This window comes from Mesorhizobium sp. C395A (assembly GCF_030323205.1).
GTDB lineage: Bacteria > Pseudomonadota > Alphaproteobacteria > Rhizobiales > Rhizobiaceae > Mesorhizobium.
Window position 1 is genome coordinate 4,138,953 of the sequence record NZ_CP100473.1, and the last position, 14,207, is coordinate 4,153,159.

Sequence of the window (14,207 nt, forward strand, 5' to 3'; positions counted from 1 at the left end):
GCCGAAAAGCCCGAATGCGCCTGTCTTCAGACCCCGCCACCGAATCTCCAGACGGATCAAACAATGTTTGCAAGCTACAGGCCGATCCTCTCGCTGCTTCGCGGCACCGCTTTCCTGCTTGCGGCTTCGGGATTGCACGGCCTGTTGTTGCCGTTGCGCGGCCAGATCGAAGGGTTTTCGACCGCATCGCTCGGTCTGATGGGCACGGCCTGGGCCGGTGGCTTCGTCACCGGCTGCTTCTTCGCACCGCGCCTGGTGCGCCGCGCCGGCCACGTCCGGGCGTTCGGCGCCTTTGCCGCTTCGGGCGCCATCGTGGCGTTGCTTACCGGCCTGATCATCGACGAATATGTCTGGATCCTGCTGCGCGCCTTCACCGGCTTCACCATGGCCGGAGCCTTCATGGTCATCGAAAGCTGGCTGAACGAGAAGGCCACCAACGAGAACCGCGGCACCGTCTTCGGCCTCTACATGATGGTCACCTATGCCTCGATCATGGGCGGCCAGATGATCGTTGCCGGCGGCGACGTCAGATCGGCGTCGCTGTTCATGATCACCGGCATATTGTTCTGCCTGTCGCTGATCCCGACCGCGGTGTCGTCGGCTTCGTCTCCCAAGCCTTTGCAGGACGTCAAGCTCGACGTCAAAGGTCTCTACGCCAACTCGCCGGTGTCGGCGATCGCCTGCCTGTTGGTCGGCATCGCCAATGGCGCCTGGGGCACGCTTGGCGCCGTCTACGGCGCCCGTATCGGCATCTCCACCGCCCAGATCGCACTGATGATGAGCCTTGTCGTTATTGCCGGCGCGGCCATGCAGCTTCCGGCCGGACGCCTCTCCGACAAGACCGACCGCCGTTTCGTGCTGGCGGGCGCGGCTTTCGGCGCCGCACTGTTCGCCATCCTGATCTTCCTGTTCGAACCGCGTTCCGCCGTCCTCGTCATTGTCTTCGCCGCCGCCTACGGCGCCTTTGCCTACACGCTCTATTCGATCGCCGTGGCGCATGCCAACGACCACGCCCGATCGGAGGATTTCGTCAAGGTCTCGGGCGGCCTGCTGCTTCTGTATGGCTTCGGAACCATGATCGGGCCCCTGCTGGCTGCCGCCCTGATGGGCTGGCTCCGCCCCGAAGGCCTGTTCCTGGCCACCGCGCTGGCGCATCTCAGCCTCGCCGCCTACACGCTGCTGCGCATCAGCCGCCGCGCGCCGGTGCCGATCGAAGACCGCGATGCCTTCAAGACCCAGCCGGCCGATCGCTCGGTCACCCCTGAAGCACTGCGGCTCAGAAAAGCGGAAGCCGACCGTTGAGATTTGAAAAGCTTTGCCCCACAAGTATAGGCATGATCTTTTCTGACGCCTTCATGGCGATTGCCGACCCCAACCGGCGCTATCTTCTGGAAGAGCTCCGGCGTGGCCCGAAAACCGTCAACGAGCTGGCTGCGGGCCTTCCAGTCTCCCGCCCGGCCGTGTCCCAGCATTTGAAAGTGCTGCTGGACGCCGGTCTGGTTCAGGCCAGGGCCGAGGGCACGAGGCGGGTCTATACAGTCAGCAGTGCCGGCTTCCTCAAGCTCAATATTTGGCTTGATCAGTTCTGGGAAGCATAGGCCGAGATTCCAGCTCGCCTCCCTGGCTTTCAAGTGTCCGTTGCCAGCGCCTTGCCCAGCGCATCGAGCAGGAATCCGGTACCATGCTCGCGCGATGACGGTGTGTCGTGCCCATCAAGAAACGCGCCCTGCTCGGTCAGCACCAGACGCGTGCCCGTGCCTTCCGGGCGAAGCTCAATTGTCGCCAGCGAAACCGAGATTCTGACATCACCGAACAGCATGTCGTAGCTGTAGACGATGCGCTGGTTGGGCACGATGTCCTGATAGGTGGCGGTATAGGTGTGGATCGGCCCGTCCTTCGACCCGCCGGCATTGACCTCCTGGCCGCCAACGCGAAAATCCATTTCGTGCCTGTGGGTCATCGGGTTGTCGGGGTCGGCGAACCAGCGCCGCTTGGCGGCCGGATCGCTGAGCGCGAAATAGACTTTCGCCGGTGCAACTGGATAGAGGCGCTCGAGGACGAAGGTGGAGTGGACGACGGATCGTTCGGCCATGTCAGGTCCTCTTGGTCAGCTTGATGGTCTCTGCGCGACGAAGACGCCGTCGCGATAGGACGCGCCGAAATAGACTTCGACGGCGCGCAACCTGTCGCCATGGAACAGATGCAGTTCGGTGTTGCGGAAGGTCTTTCCGTCCGCCGTCTCGCAGCGATAGAGGACAAAGGCGGCGTCCTCGTCCTTGCATATCCGCTCGATGACGATCGAGCTGAAGGCCGGGCTGTCCGGCCAGCAGCGCTCGAAATAGGTCGCACGGTCGATGGCGTCGTCACAGGGGCTGGTGAAGGTGAAATCGTTGGCGAGCACCGCCGCGACGGCAGCCTTGTTATTCGCCTGGTAGGCGGAAAAATAGCCGCGGATCAACTCCGCTCTGCTTTTGCCGGGCATGGTCATTTCTCCTCTGCTTCAGGTCATTCGGTCGGCGAGAAAATCGCCGAGCCGGTCGAGCCGACGCTCCCATGTCAGCCGCCGTTCGTTGATCCAGTGTTCTGCACTGCGCAGCGCCTGCGGCGCGATCTGGCAGGTGCGCACGCGGCCGAGCTTTTCCGAGCGCACCAGCCCGCTTGCTTCGAGCACGTTGAGATGCTGGACGACGGCCGACAGCGACATCGCCAGCGGTTCGGCCAACTGGCTGACCGAGGCCGGCCCACGCGACAGCCGTTCGACCATGCTGCGCCTGGCCGGGTCTGCGAGCGCCTGGAACATCAGGTCGAGCTGGGCGGGATCGTGCAGCATCGCGATCAGCCGTTATTGTAGGGAAAGAACTTGAAGTAGGGCTGCGCCTCCTCGATCACCCGGGCGAAGGACGGCCGCTTGAGCAGGCGGTCGTGGTAGCGTTTCACGGCCGGATAGCTGTCGCCGAACGGCTCGACCTTGTTGGCGTAGAACAGCGCCGGCGAGGCCGCGCAGTCGGCCATGGTGAAGGTGGGGCCGGCCGCCCAGAGTTTCGAACGCATCTCCTCCCCGATGATCGCATAGGCGTTGCGCAATTGCGCGCGCGCCTCGTCGACCCCGAACGGATCGGTCTTGTCCTGCGGGCGCAACCTGTCGCCGACGATCTTCTGCATCGGCGCCTGCACGTAGAAATCGTAGAAACGGTCGGCCTGGCGGACCTGGAGGGCAAGGTCGGCCTCGGCCGGGATGAGCTCGACCGGCCCGGGATAATGCGCGGCCAGATATTCGATGACGATGGTCGATTCCAGCACCGTGCGGTTGCGTGCATCGTCACGCAGCGCCGGCATCTTGCCGGTCGGCGACACCTTCAGGAACGCTGCCCGCGACTGCTCATCGCCGAGGTCGACGATAACCGGCGTGAAGGGCGTATCGTTCTCGTAAAACGCTATCAGCGGTTTCCAGCAGAACGATGCTAGCGGATGGAAATGGAACGTCAGGGACATTTTTTTCTCGTCTGTTTGCGGTTCGTCGATGCTGGAGCGGTGCCAGCCAGCGCCAACACTGAAGCATTTACTTAACTATTTCCGTGAGGCGAATGTGTCAAGGTTCCAGACTGCCTTCAGGGTTCGGTATGCGTGACGATGGCGGCGACGATCGTGCCCCAGTCGTCGGGATGCAGTTCGTGGCCACCGCCTTCGATGCGGACAAGCCGCCCGCCGGCAACAGCGCCGGCAAGGGCTGCGCCATGCTCGACCGGAAAGATCGGATCCGATGTCCCGTGAATGACGAGCAGCGGAACCTTGATCTCGCGCAGGCGTCCTTTCAGATCCTCGCCGCCCTTCAGCATGAAATGGTTGGTCGCGCTCAGGAAGCCGCCGGATCGGTCGTAGTCCCGTTCGACGAACGCCCGCATCACCTTCTCGTCGAACGGATGCGCGGTGCTGGCGATCGCACGCGCGTCCTTGACGACGAAGCCGATCACCTGGTCGCGGTTCGACCAGTCGACCTTGGCGCCACCGGCCGAGTGCTCCATATAGGCTTCGGTCGCCCCCGGCAGCTGCGATGTGTCCATCCCCACCGGTGAACTGCTGATCACCGTCAGCGAGGTGACACGCGAGGGATGTCTCAACGCCAGTCGTTGCGCGATCATGCCGCCCATCGACATCCCGACCACATGCGCCTTTCCTATGCCATAGCTGTCGAGGGCGCGCACCGCATCGTCCGCCATGTCGTCGACCGTATACGGCGGCTCGCCCGGCGCATATTTGGTCGAGAGGCCGGTATCGCGGTTGTCGTAGCGGATCACGAAACGGCCTTCGCCGGCGAGTTTTTTGCAGAGCGCCTCCGGCCACCACAGCATCGAGGCCATGGCGCCCATGATCAGCAGAACGGCTGGATCGCCGGGATCGCCGAACGTCTGGGAGACGATTTCGGGTGCTTCGGCGTTTGTCATGGAACTCTCCTCGCTCCGGCCATCAAACTGATTGCGTTTTGCAATCGGTTGCACGATAATAAAACTGATACGATAATGCAACTGGTTTTTGAGGAGAGTCGGATGAAAACCGAACACCGCTCGGGATGCCCTATCAATCTGTCGCTGGAAGTGTTCGGCGATCGCTGGAGCCTGATCATCCTGCGCGACATGATTTTTGGCGGCAAACGCCACTTTCGCGAACTGCTCAACGGCTCGATCGAGGGCATCGCTTCCAATATCCTGGCCGACCGGCTGAAGCGGCTGATGGAACTCGGCATGCTGACCAAGGCCGACGACCCCTCGCACAAGCAGAAGGCGATCTACAGCCTGACCGAGATGGCCATCACGCTGGTGCCGATCATGGCGCATCTCGGCGCTTGGGGCCGCGTCTGGCTGCCGGTGAGCGAGGAGCTTTCGATCCGCGCCGAACTGCTGGAGAAAGGCGGGCCGCCAATGTGGGAGCAGTTCATGGACGAGTTGCGCCACGACCATCTGGGCACGCCTGTCGCCACACCCGCGCAGCCTTCCGTCCGCGCTACATTGCAGGCCGGATATGAGGCGGTGGTCGCCCGCAAGGCGTCGAGCGGCATCGAGGCCCCGGCCGCTTGACCAACTTATTTCCCCATTATCAGGCCGGCTCTGCTATCAAGGGGCTGAAAAACATAATTTACCGGATTGGATAACGCTCTTGGTCGAGAACTCTAAGGATACTGCCCGCGCCCGGGCAGATATGCGTTTCAAGAAGCAGGAAGAGGCCGCCACGGTGCGGCAAAAGGCGATGGCGGAGTATGTCGCCGAGGCCGACGCCCGCCAGGCCAAGACCAACAAGCTCCGGGCATTGCGCCTTGCCAAGGAAGCGGAAGACCTCGCCAACGCACCCGCCGCTCCGGTCAAGAAAGCGGCCCGAGCAAAGAAAAAATAGCGCGGTCTTCTTCATCGACGCCCGATCTGGATGCCGGCGGATCGTATCCGCCATGTGCCACGATCAGCAATGCCCGCCATTTCCGCTTTCCCACGCGAAGCAATTTCAACCGCAACCGGGATTTCGCATCCCGCATGTCAGGTCGATGATTGACGCGTTTTGATCAGGAGACAGCCATGACCGCACTGACCCTCGAAAAAGCCAAGCACATCATCGACGCCGCCTTCGCCAAGGGCGCCGAGCTGAAGCTCAAGCCGCTCGGCGTTTCCGTGCTGGACGCCGGCGCGCATCTCGTCGCCTTCCAGCGTCAGGACGGAGCCTCGTTCCTGCGCCCGCAAATGTCGGCCGGCAAGGCCTATGGCGCGCTCGCCATCGGGATGGGCTCGCGCCGTGTCGAGGCCTTCGCCAAGGAGCGGCCGCATCTCGTCGCCGGCATTTCCGACGTCTCGGGTGGACGCGTGTTGCCAGTCGCCGGCGGCGTGCTGATCCGCGACAAGGCAGGCGCCGCCATCGGCGCCGTCGGAATTTCGGGCGATACGTCGGACAATGACGAGGCCGCCGCCATCGCTGGCATCGAAGCCGCCGGCTTCACCGCCGATCCGGGCTGAGGGGGAGCTTCGTCATCCCAGGGCGAAGCAGGAGCGAAGCTCCGTCGCGAAGACCCCGGGATCCATGCCGCGACCTTTGCCGCAAGTGTAAGCGGAGCAGAATTCTGAACCGTTGCAACGCCTTAGCTTCACGGAATGGATCCCAAGGTCTGCGCCGCGTCGCTTCGCTCCTTGCTTCGCCCCAGGAGGACCAGAAAGAGCAGCCACGCCAATCGCGAACGGATGCGACCATCCAACGAAGGCGGCTAGTTCAAATTTATGTCTCTACTCGCCGACCGCATCGACACCGAAAACCCGGCCAGCACATCGAACAGGGCGATCACCATCAGCGTGAAGAAGACGGAGTGCGCCGCGCCCTTCACCAGCAGGAACTCGACCAGGAACGCCACGAAGACCAGCGTCGACAACAGATGGTCCATGATCGAGGCGTTCGTGGTGCGCACCGACTTCACCATTTCGAGGAACAGGAAGATCAGCCCGATCACCACCATCAGGTCGCCGAGCGTCATCGAGAACACCCCGCCCGACATCATGCTGAACGAGAAGATCTCGGTCGCCCACGGATCGTCGCCGCTGCCGAATATTCCGAGGAGTCCGAGATTGTAGGCCACGAAGGGCACGATCAGCAGCGGGATGGCACCGAACATCAGGCGTCTCCTCTAGCAATTCCAGGAAAGCGGTTTCCCAAGGAATTGCCTAAACAATGGGGGCACCTTCTGTAGAATGCCCCGCAGGCACGCCGTCAAGATTTTTCGCTAGCGCCCGCAAACACGGAAAAAGACCGCGCGAAACAACCCTGTCAGCCACAGTTGCCCCGGCTGACCACCGACACGCCGGGATTCAGCGCTTGAACTGGCCTGTCCGCACGGCGGCGCCGATAGCGTTGAGGATGAAAAGGCCGGCGGTCATCGAGGTGATCTCGTTGACGTCGCGCGCCGGCGCGATCTCGACGATGTCGATGCCGACGACACGTCCCTTGGCGAACAGCCCCTTGATCAGTTCGATCGTTTGCCGGTAGCTGATGCCGCCAGGCGCCGGCCCTTCGACCGCCGGCATGACAGCGGGATCGAGACCGTCGGCATCGATGGTCAGGTAATAGCGGCCGCCGTCCGGGATGCGCTTGAGCAGCGCCGCCGTACCGATATCCTGCCATTCATTGGCGGTGACGATGTTGGAGCCGTAGGCGCGGGCCGCCTCGACCTCCTCGAGCCGGGCGCTGCCCTGGCCGCGGATGCCGAGCTGGAAAATCCCGGCTATATGCGCCATCTCCGAAGCGCGGCGGATGGGGCTGGAATAGCCTTCCCTGACCCCGTTGACATTGTCGCGCCAGTCGAGATGGGCATCGATCTGAACCAGGGTGATCGGCCCTTCGCCGTCAAGCGCCCGCAGGATCGGGATTGGAATGCCGTGATCGCCGCCAATGGTGATCGGCAAGGCGCCGGCGACGCGGATCTTGCGGATCGCCGTTTCGGCCAACCTGTAGTGGCTGCCGGCGGCATCGCCGGGGACATCGCCGACATCGACCACCTTGACGTCCTGCCCGTCGAACAGGGTTCCGCCAATGTCGAAATCATAGCGGTCGAGCCCGAGGCTGATGCGCTGCGAGGCGCGCCGCACCGCCGTCGGCGCGTTGGTCTGGTCGTTGACCAACTCGTCGATCGTGTAGGGACTGCCGTAAGGCATGCCGATGATGGCGACATCCGCCTTCAGCGCATCGAGGTCCTCGACCAGCGGGAAGTTCATGAAGGTCTGGAAGATATCGCGCGGTGCTGTGGTGAGCTTGGTCATGCGGTCCCTCTGAAGCCGGCCGATCATCGCGCGGAAGCGCCGCGACAAGGCATCACTCAATACAGCACCGCCGCCGCAGCTTGTATCGCCACGGACGCCCGGTCTTTGGCATAGTTGGCGGCGCGACGCGCACCAAACGCAAAAAAACCGGCCAATGGCCGGTTCTTTTGGCATTCAAACCCTTCGAAAGCTGGTCTCAGCTTTCCTTGGGCGTCAGCACCTGGCGACCGCGATACATGCCGGTCTTCAGGTCGATATGGTGCGGGCGGCGCATTTCGCCGGAATTCTTGTCCTCGACATAGGTCGGGGCCTTGAGAGCGTCGGCCGAGCGGCGCATGCCGCGCTTGGACGGAGAGGTTTTTCGTTTCGGAACGGCCATGGATATGCTCCACTACATGGTCAAAATGCCCCGATAGCCCTCGTGAAAGGGCCGCGTCAGGGCCATAATCTGAGAAAGTCGGGTGCCTATACACGCCCTGCGCCGTTTTGGCCAGCACCGTGGCGATTTTTTTTGAACTGGCAGCGGTTCTACCTAATCAAGACAACCGACATACGCGCCCGAACGGCCGGCGCGGCGTTCGATCAGCGACGCCAGCCGCCGCAGACCCGGACCGGGCTTGGCCGGATTGCGGGCGATCGGATTGGGCAGCGAGACGGCCAGCAATGCCGCCTGCCGCCGCGACAGCTGTTTGGCCGAAACGCCGAAATGGTGCTGCGCCGCCGCCTCGATGCCGTAAATGCCCGGCCCCCATTCGGCGATGTTGAGGTAGATCTCCATGATCCGCCGTTTCGACATCACCGCGTCGAAATAGACGGCCAGCGGCAGTTCGATCACCTTGCGCACCGAGCCCAGCGGCCGCGACCACAGGAAAAGGTTCTTCACCGTCTGCATGGTGATGGTCGAGGCGCCGCGCGTCGCCTCGCCGGCCAGCGCATCGTCGACGACGCCGCGCAATTCGCCGAGATCGATGCCGCGATGGAAGCAGAATTGCCCGTCCTCCGACATGATCACCGAATTGGCCAGCACCGGGGACACATCGTCGATCGACACCCAGCGCCGGTCGTAACCGGAGAAGGTCGCGAGGTCTTTGACCATCAAGGTCGATATCGGATGCACGAAGGACGGCAGATAGAGGAAGGTCAGCACAATGGGTATCGCCGCCAGCACGACGGCGACGACCAGGCCGCGCCGTGCCAGGCGCTTCAGACCGGCGCGGTTCACGCGCCTTGGTCGCGCCATCTCAAACCCTTCGGTTTCATGATCGACGATCGGTTCCGTCAAGCCGCCCCCACCCGCGCCACTCTCCCGCCTCCGGCATAATGGCGCGAGGCTTCTTGCGCAACGTCTGAGTGTCGGCTACCGCTCCCGGCCATGACGAAAGACGAGCAATTGGCCTTTGAGGCCGCACTTCTGGGGCGGGCGGCGGCGATCGAGGCCGGGCTCAGGCTGCTGCTCGACGGCCGCACGCTTGCCGGCGAGATCGCCCGGCCGGAGCGTCTGATGGCGGCCATGCGCCATGGCGTGCTGAACGGCGGCAAGCGGCTGCGCCCCTTCCTGGTCATGGAAAGTGCCGCCCTTTTCGGCGCCGATGGCGAGGCGGCGATGCGCGTGGCGGCGGCGCTCGAATGCGTGCATTGCTATTCGCTGATCCATGACGATCTGCCTGCCATGGACGACGACGATCTGCGCCGCGGCCAGCCGACCGTGCACAAGGCCTTCGATGAAGCCACCGCCATCCTTGCCGGCGATGCGCTTCTGACGCTTGCCTTCGATGTCCTCGCCGATGAGGCGACGGCGCTGCCGGCGGAGCGCAGGGCGGCACTGGTGCTGGCGCTGGCGCGCGCGGCCGGCACTGGGGGCATGGTCGGCGGGCAGACGCTCGACCTCGAAGCCGAGCGCAACAGGCCGGACGAGGCCGGCATCGTCCGGCTGCAGGCGATGAAAACCGGCGCGCTGATCCGCTACGCCTGCGAAGCCGGCGCGATCATTGCCGGCGCTGCACCGCAGGACCGCGACCGGCTGGCCGAATTCGGCTCGGCGGTCGGGCTTGCCTTCCAGCTTGCCGACGACCTGCTCGACCTGACCGCCGATGCCAGCCAGATGGGCAAGGCGACCGGCAAGGACGCAGCCGCCGGCAAGGCGACGCTGGTCGCGCTGCATGGCGCGAACTGGGCGCGCAGCCAGCTCCATGGGCTGGTCAAGCAGGCCCATGAATTGCTTGAGCCTTACGGTGAACAGGCAGCCTTGCTGAAGGCAGCGGCAAGCTTCGTGGCAATCCGCAACAACTGAGGTTTGGGCAATCGGACGCCGAACCGTTTTCGGAATTTGTCGGCCTTGCGCTGCCTTGCTTGGTGTCTCTCAAATGCCCCAAAGCAACTGGGCGCGCTATCTGACCTTGACGACGACCTTGCCCTTGGCGCGTCCTGTTTCGACGTAAGCCAGCGCCTCATTGGTCGCTTCAAAAGGAAAGACCCTGTCGACGACCGGGCGAATCGCCCCATCTTCGATGAGGGACGTGATTTTGCTCAGTTGCTCACCTTGCGCCGACATGAACAGGAACGAAAATCCCACGCCCCGGCGCTTGGCTTTGGTCCTGATACCACGGCTCAGCAGCCGCAGCAGCAGCCTTAGCACCACGTTCAGTCCCTGTTTCCAGGCAAATTCGGGATCCGGAGGACCGGAAATCGAGATGAGCTTCCCACCCGGTTTCAGCACAGTCAGGGATTTCTCAAGCGTCTTGGCGTCCTGGCTGTTCAGGACGACGTCGTAGCCCGACAGGATTTTCTCGAAGTCGTCCTTCCTGTAGTCGACGACGACATCGGCGCCGAGATCCCTGACCAGATCGTTGCTTGCCGCGCCCGCTGTTGTCGCAACGATCGCGCCGAGGTGCTTTGCCAACTGGATGGCGAATGTCCCCACGCCGCCGGAGCCAGCCTGGATGAAGATCTTCTGGCCTGTCTTCAGACCCGCCCTCTCGATGAGAGCCTGCCAGGCGGTCAGACCGACCAGCGGGACCGAGGCCGCCTCTTCCATGCTGAGGTTCGCCGGCTTCAGCGCCACGTCGGCTTCATCGATTGCGATGAATTCGGCGAATGTCCCGATCCGGCCGTCGCGCGGCCGCGCATAGACGGCGTCGCCGGGTTTGAATTTGCGGACTTTCGAGCCCACCCTGACAACCCTCCCGGCAACGTCGTGACCGAGGATGAAGGGCCGGCGATAGGGAAGGACGAGTTTGAATTCGCCGGTTCTGATTTTGGAATCCAGCAGGTTCACCCCGGCGGCATGGACCTCGACCAGGACGTCATTGTCCAGCAGCTCCGGCTCCGGCATCTCGGCCAGCCGCAAAATGCCTTTCTTGCTATATTTATCGACAACGAATGCCTTCATGGCAGTGACTTTCTGAAAGTGTCTGTTGGCCTGCTGTCTGTGCGTGAAATTCTCCGTCCCGCCGTTGTTCAGACCGGCAAGCGGAACTGCTTGCGCAAGGTCTTGTCGAACATCTCCGCGGGGGCGAAGCGGCGCAGCAGGCTGACCTGGCGCGCTGCCTTCCCTGCGGTATAGCGCCGTCGCGGACGGGCGTCGGTCGCTGCCTTGACGACCACATCCGCCACCACTTCCGGCCGATCGGCTTTGGGCATCACATCGGCAAGCAGCGCCTTGAGACCGGCGCGCGCCTGATCGTAGTCCTTCAACAGGGAATCCGGCTCGATGCCGTTCTGGTCGAAGACGGTGCGCACGAATGCCGGCTCGATGACCGAGACGCGAATGTTGAAGGCGCGAACCTCATGATCGAGCGATTCCGAATAGCCCTCCAGCGCGTGCTTGACCGCCGAGTAGTGCGCTGAGTATGGCGCGGGCACCAATCCTAGAATCGAGCCGATGTTGACGATGCGCCCTTGGCCGCGGCGCCGCATCGACGGCAACACCGCATTGGTCATGCGCATGACGCCGAACAGATTGACGTCGAACAGAACCTGCACCTGTGCGACCGAAGATTCCTCGGCGCCGCCAAGCAGGCCGACACCGGCATTGTTCACCAGCAGATCGATACGACCGGTCTGGGCCAGCACGGTTGCAACGAGGGCGCTGACGGACTCCCCGTCGGTCACGTCGCAGGTCAGCATGGACACCTTAGCCGGGCCGTTGCCGGCCTTGCTGCGGCTTGTCCCGAAGACGGTATACCCCGCCCGCGCCAAGGCCTCGGCACTGGCGCGGCCGATGCCCGAAGAGGCTCCGGTCACGACTGCGGTCTTTCCAGAGTTCGCATTCATTTTTTATGCTCCAAAGCCACTGGGGCTAGCTTTCGTTCGCTGGTTGAATTATGATGATAATATCAAATTACGACCGTAATGCAATAGCAGAAAGGAATAGTAGCCATGCGCTACGAAAAGGGCCGAAAGGACGCCTCCCGCGATCGCATCGTGGAGGTCGCAGCCCAGCGTTTTCGCGGTGACGGCATCGCCGCGTCCGGACTGGCAGCCATCATGGGCGACGCCGGACTGACGAACGGAGCCTTCTATCCGCATTTCCAGTCCAAGGCGGAGCTTGTGCGTGAAAGCCTTGTAGCGGCACTGGAGGCCCAGTCGCAGCAACTGCAGGAGGTATTGGCAGCCGGTGGTCCGGAGATGGGCATAGCGGCGTATCTGTCAGCTGCGCACCGGGACAATCCGGGAACGGGCTGCGCCAACGCCGCGCTGCTCCCGGAACTCGCGCGTCAGCCGCTCGAAACGCGACAAGTCTATACCGAACGCTTGCTGGTTCTGGTGCGCCAGCTGTCTGCAGCGCTTCCGCAGGCCAGGGATCCGGAAGGCGTTGCCATGGGCGTCTTTGCGACCCTCATCGGCGCGCTTCAACTGGCCCGCGCGGTGGCAGGGACCGAATTGTCGGATCGCTTCCTTGCGGCAGGAGCAGATGCCGCGCGCAGGCTGATCCAGCCACGTGACGGGGAGAAGGCATCCTAGAGGTCGGTGGCGGCAGCGGCAAAGGGCAGCCCTGACATCGTCCTCGGGTCGCACACAGGAAGGGCCGGCTTTTGGAGGCGGGCCGAACCGGTATTTCGCTCCGATTCAATCGGGTCTAACGCAGATGCCTGAGCTTGTCGGGATTGCGCATGACATAGACGGCCGCGATCTTCCCGTCCTCGATGTCAAGCGCGGTCGTCTGCAATTCGCCATCGGCCTCCCGCGTGACGAACCCCGGCAGTCCATTGACGAAGCCGATGCGCACCAGCGTCGAGCGATTGTCGCGCAGCCAGGCCGCGACTTGCGCGTATTGCTTCATGACGGCGTCGAAGCCCAGCACCGGCGCCAAAGCCGCCGGACGCTTGCCGCCGCCATCGGCATGAGCGCTGACATCTTCCGTCAGCAGCGCGCCGAGCGCCTGCATGTCGCCGCTGCGCGATGCCGCGAAAAAGGCTTCGGCGATCTCCAGGCCACGCTGCTTCTCCACCTTGAAGCGAGGCCGCGCCTCGCGGACATGGCCCCGTGCGCGAGCGGCAAGCTGGCGGCAGGCGGCTGAATCGCGCTCGATGGCGGTCGCGACCTCCTCGAATTCCAGTCCGAACACATCGTGCAGCAGAAAGGCCGCCCGCTCGAGCGGCGAAAGCCGCTCCAGCGCCAACATCAGCGGCAAGGTGACATCTTCAAGATCGTCCTCTTCGACGATCGGCTCGGGCAGCCAAGGGCCGATGTAGGTCTCGCGCTGGCGCCGCGTGGATTTGAGCTGGTCAAGGCAAAGCCGCGTCACCGTGCGGCGCAGGAACGCTTCTGGCTCGCGAACCTGCGAGCGGTCGGTCCCCATCCAGCGGATGAAGGCATCCTGCACGACATCCTCGGCGTCGCTCACCGAGCCCAGCATGCGATAGGCGACCCGCATCAGCTTCGGACGCAGCGGGCCGAAGCCCGCTGCCGCGTCGTCGGGTGCCGTCGCCGTCATCAGGCCGCCTTGGCGCTGGCGCGTATCGTTGCTGCGTCGGTGTAGAGCCCGAAGCCAACGGCGATGCGGTTCCAGCCATTGATGATGTTGATCAAAACGGTGAGCTTCACCTGCTCCTCCTCGGTGAAATGCGCCTTAAGATCATCATAGGCGCTTTCGCGGTCCTGTCCTTCCGAGAGGCGCGTCAGCGCATCGGTCCAGCCGAGCGCAGCACGCTCGCGGTCGCTGTAGCAGGGCGCTTCGCGCCAGGCCGGCAGCAGATAGATGCGCTGCTCGGTCTCGCCATTCTCGCGCGCTTCGGTGGCATGCAGATTGATGCAGTTGGCGCAGCCATTGATCTGCGACGCCCGAAGCTTCACCAGCTCGTTGAGGCTGTGCTCGAGCCCGGCGGCGACGGAGAGTTCGGTCGATGCGCGCTGCCACTGCTTGATCAGCGCAGGGGCGGCGGCGAAGAGGTCGATTTTGGCAGTCATGATTGCAGTCCTTGTGTT

At 63.3% G+C, this 14,207-nt stretch carries 20 protein-coding genes; 7 read left to right on the forward strand and 13 right to left on the reverse strand.

Annotated features, from left to right (window positions below):
- Nucleotides 1-63 precede the first annotated feature (63 nt).
- Together NLY37_RS20225 and NLY37_RS20230 are read left to right on the forward strand one after the other, a co-directional pair.
- A complete protein-coding gene (locus NLY37_RS20225) occupies nt 64-1,302 on the forward strand; it encodes an MFS transporter (protein WP_023742793.1) in 1,239 nt (412 codons plus the stop codon).
- Nucleotides 1,303-1,334: 32 nt separating this feature from the next.
- Complete coding sequence (locus NLY37_RS20230) at nt 1,335-1,598, forward strand: ArsR/SmtB family transcription factor (RefSeq protein ID WP_023742792.1); 264 nt, start codon at nt 1,335-1,337, stop codon at nt 1,596-1,598.
- Between the two features lie 29 nt (nt 1,599-1,627).
- On the opposite strand, the gene NLY37_RS20235 is transcribed toward NLY37_RS20230, so the two are convergent.
- The 5 genes from NLY37_RS20235 to NLY37_RS20255 form a co-directional block, all read right to left on the reverse strand.
- Nucleotides 1,628-2,092, reverse strand: a complete 465-nt coding sequence (locus tag NLY37_RS20235) for an SRPBCC family protein (protein WP_286440135.1) — start codon at nt 2,090-2,092, stop codon at nt 1,628-1,630.
- 15 nt (nt 2,093-2,107) lie between these two features.
- The gene (locus tag NLY37_RS20240) at nt 2,108-2,482 is read right to left on the reverse strand and encodes a nuclear transport factor 2 family protein (protein ID WP_033003172.1); all 375 of its coding nucleotides are present in this window, start codon (nt 2,480-2,482) and stop codon (nt 2,108-2,110) included.
- Nucleotides 2,483-2,500: 18 nt separating this feature from the next.
- A complete protein-coding gene (locus tag NLY37_RS20245) occupies nt 2,501-2,830 on the reverse strand; it encodes an ArsR/SmtB family transcription factor (protein WP_023742789.1) in 330 nt (109 codons plus the stop codon).
- A gap of 5 nt (nt 2,831-2,835) precedes the next feature.
- Nucleotides 2,836-3,492 carry a glutathione S-transferase family protein gene (locus NLY37_RS20250; RefSeq protein WP_023742788.1) on the reverse strand — a complete coding sequence of 219 codons (657 nt, stop codon included), beginning with the start codon at nt 3,490-3,492 and terminating at the stop codon, nt 2,836-2,838.
- A 116-nt stretch (nt 3,493-3,608) separates the two neighbouring features.
- Nucleotides 3,609-4,442 carry an alpha/beta fold hydrolase gene (locus NLY37_RS20255; protein WP_031246456.1) on the reverse strand — a complete coding sequence of 278 codons (834 nt, stop codon included), beginning with the start codon at nt 4,440-4,442 and terminating at the stop codon, nt 3,609-3,611.
- A 102-nt stretch (nt 4,443-4,544) separates the two neighbouring features.
- On the opposite strand from NLY37_RS20255, the gene NLY37_RS20260 reads away from it, so the two are divergent.
- From NLY37_RS20260 to NLY37_RS20270, 3 genes are all read left to right on the forward strand, one after another.
- The gene (locus NLY37_RS20260; protein WP_023670151.1) at nt 4,545-5,072 is read left to right on the forward strand and encodes a winged helix-turn-helix transcriptional regulator; all 528 of its coding nucleotides are present in this window, start codon (nt 4,545-4,547) and stop codon (nt 5,070-5,072) included.
- Nucleotides 5,073-5,151: 79 nt separating this feature from the next.
- Nucleotides 5,152-5,385, forward strand: coding sequence for a hypothetical protein (locus NLY37_RS20265; protein WP_023670152.1), 234 nt, complete (start codon nt 5,152-5,154; stop codon nt 5,383-5,385).
- 176 nt (nt 5,386-5,561) lie between these two features.
- On the forward strand, nt 5,562-5,993 hold the full coding sequence (locus NLY37_RS20270; RefSeq protein ID WP_031246455.1) for a GlcG/HbpS family heme-binding protein: 432 nt from the start codon (nt 5,562-5,564) through the stop codon (nt 5,991-5,993).
- Between the two features lie 245 nt (nt 5,994-6,238).
- On the opposite strand, the gene NLY37_RS20275 is transcribed toward NLY37_RS20270, so the two are convergent.
- The 4 genes from NLY37_RS20275 to NLY37_RS20290 form a co-directional block, all read right to left on the reverse strand.
- Nucleotides 6,239-6,640: a hypothetical protein gene (locus NLY37_RS20275; RefSeq protein WP_023670154.1), complete on the reverse strand. Its 402-nt coding sequence runs from the start codon at nt 6,638-6,640 to the stop codon at nt 6,239-6,241.
- 193 nt (nt 6,641-6,833) lie between these two features.
- Nucleotides 6,834-7,781, reverse strand: coding sequence for an agmatinase (locus NLY37_RS20280; RefSeq protein WP_031246453.1), 948 nt, complete (start codon nt 7,779-7,781; stop codon nt 6,834-6,836).
- A gap of 196 nt (nt 7,782-7,977) precedes the next feature.
- The gene (gene rpmF / locus NLY37_RS20285; protein ID WP_008834724.1) at nt 7,978-8,160 is read right to left on the reverse strand and encodes a 50S ribosomal protein L32; all 183 of its coding nucleotides are present in this window, start codon (nt 8,158-8,160) and stop codon (nt 7,978-7,980) included.
- A gap of 153 nt (nt 8,161-8,313) precedes the next feature.
- Nucleotides 8,314-9,021: a transglycosylase domain-containing protein gene (locus NLY37_RS20290; protein ID WP_050588454.1), complete on the reverse strand. Its 708-nt coding sequence runs from the start codon at nt 9,019-9,021 to the stop codon at nt 8,314-8,316.
- A 132-nt stretch (nt 9,022-9,153) separates the two neighbouring features.
- On the opposite strand from NLY37_RS20290, the gene NLY37_RS20295 reads away from it, so the two are divergent.
- Entirely contained in the window at nt 9,154-10,071 is a 918-nt protein-coding gene (locus NLY37_RS20295) for a polyprenyl synthetase family protein (protein ID WP_023742782.1), read from the forward strand.
- 96 nt (nt 10,072-10,167) lie between these two features.
- On the opposite strand, the gene NLY37_RS20300 is transcribed toward NLY37_RS20295, so the two are convergent.
- Both NLY37_RS20300 and NLY37_RS20305 read right to left on the reverse strand, forming a co-directional pair.
- Nucleotides 10,168-11,169, reverse strand: coding sequence for an NADP-dependent oxidoreductase (locus NLY37_RS20300; protein ID WP_023673085.1), 1,002 nt, complete (start codon nt 11,167-11,169; stop codon nt 10,168-10,170).
- Nucleotides 11,170-11,237: 68 nt separating this feature from the next.
- Complete coding sequence (locus tag NLY37_RS20305) at nt 11,238-12,053, reverse strand: oxidoreductase (protein ID WP_023742781.1); 816 nt, start codon at nt 12,051-12,053, stop codon at nt 11,238-11,240.
- Nucleotides 12,054-12,158: 105 nt separating this feature from the next.
- Here NLY37_RS20305 and NLY37_RS20310 point away from each other — a divergent pair, with 105 nt between their 5' ends.
- Nucleotides 12,159-12,743: a TetR/AcrR family transcriptional regulator gene (locus tag NLY37_RS20310; protein ID WP_023742780.1), complete on the forward strand. Its 585-nt coding sequence runs from the start codon at nt 12,159-12,161 to the stop codon at nt 12,741-12,743.
- Between the two features lie 115 nt (nt 12,744-12,858).
- Here the strand turns inward: NLY37_RS20310 and NLY37_RS20315 are convergent, their stop codons facing one another.
- Both NLY37_RS20315 and NLY37_RS20320 read right to left on the reverse strand, forming a co-directional pair.
- Complete coding sequence (locus tag NLY37_RS20315) at nt 12,859-13,716, reverse strand: sigma-70 family RNA polymerase sigma factor (RefSeq protein ID WP_023684011.1); 858 nt, start codon at nt 13,714-13,716, stop codon at nt 12,859-12,861.
- Complete coding sequence (locus tag NLY37_RS20320; RefSeq protein ID WP_023673089.1) at nt 13,716-14,189, reverse strand: carboxymuconolactone decarboxylase family protein; 474 nt, start codon at nt 14,187-14,189, stop codon at nt 13,716-13,718. The genes NLY37_RS20315 and NLY37_RS20320 overlap by 1 nt, the downstream gene beginning before the upstream one ends.
- Nucleotides 14,190-14,207 lie beyond the last annotated feature (18 nt).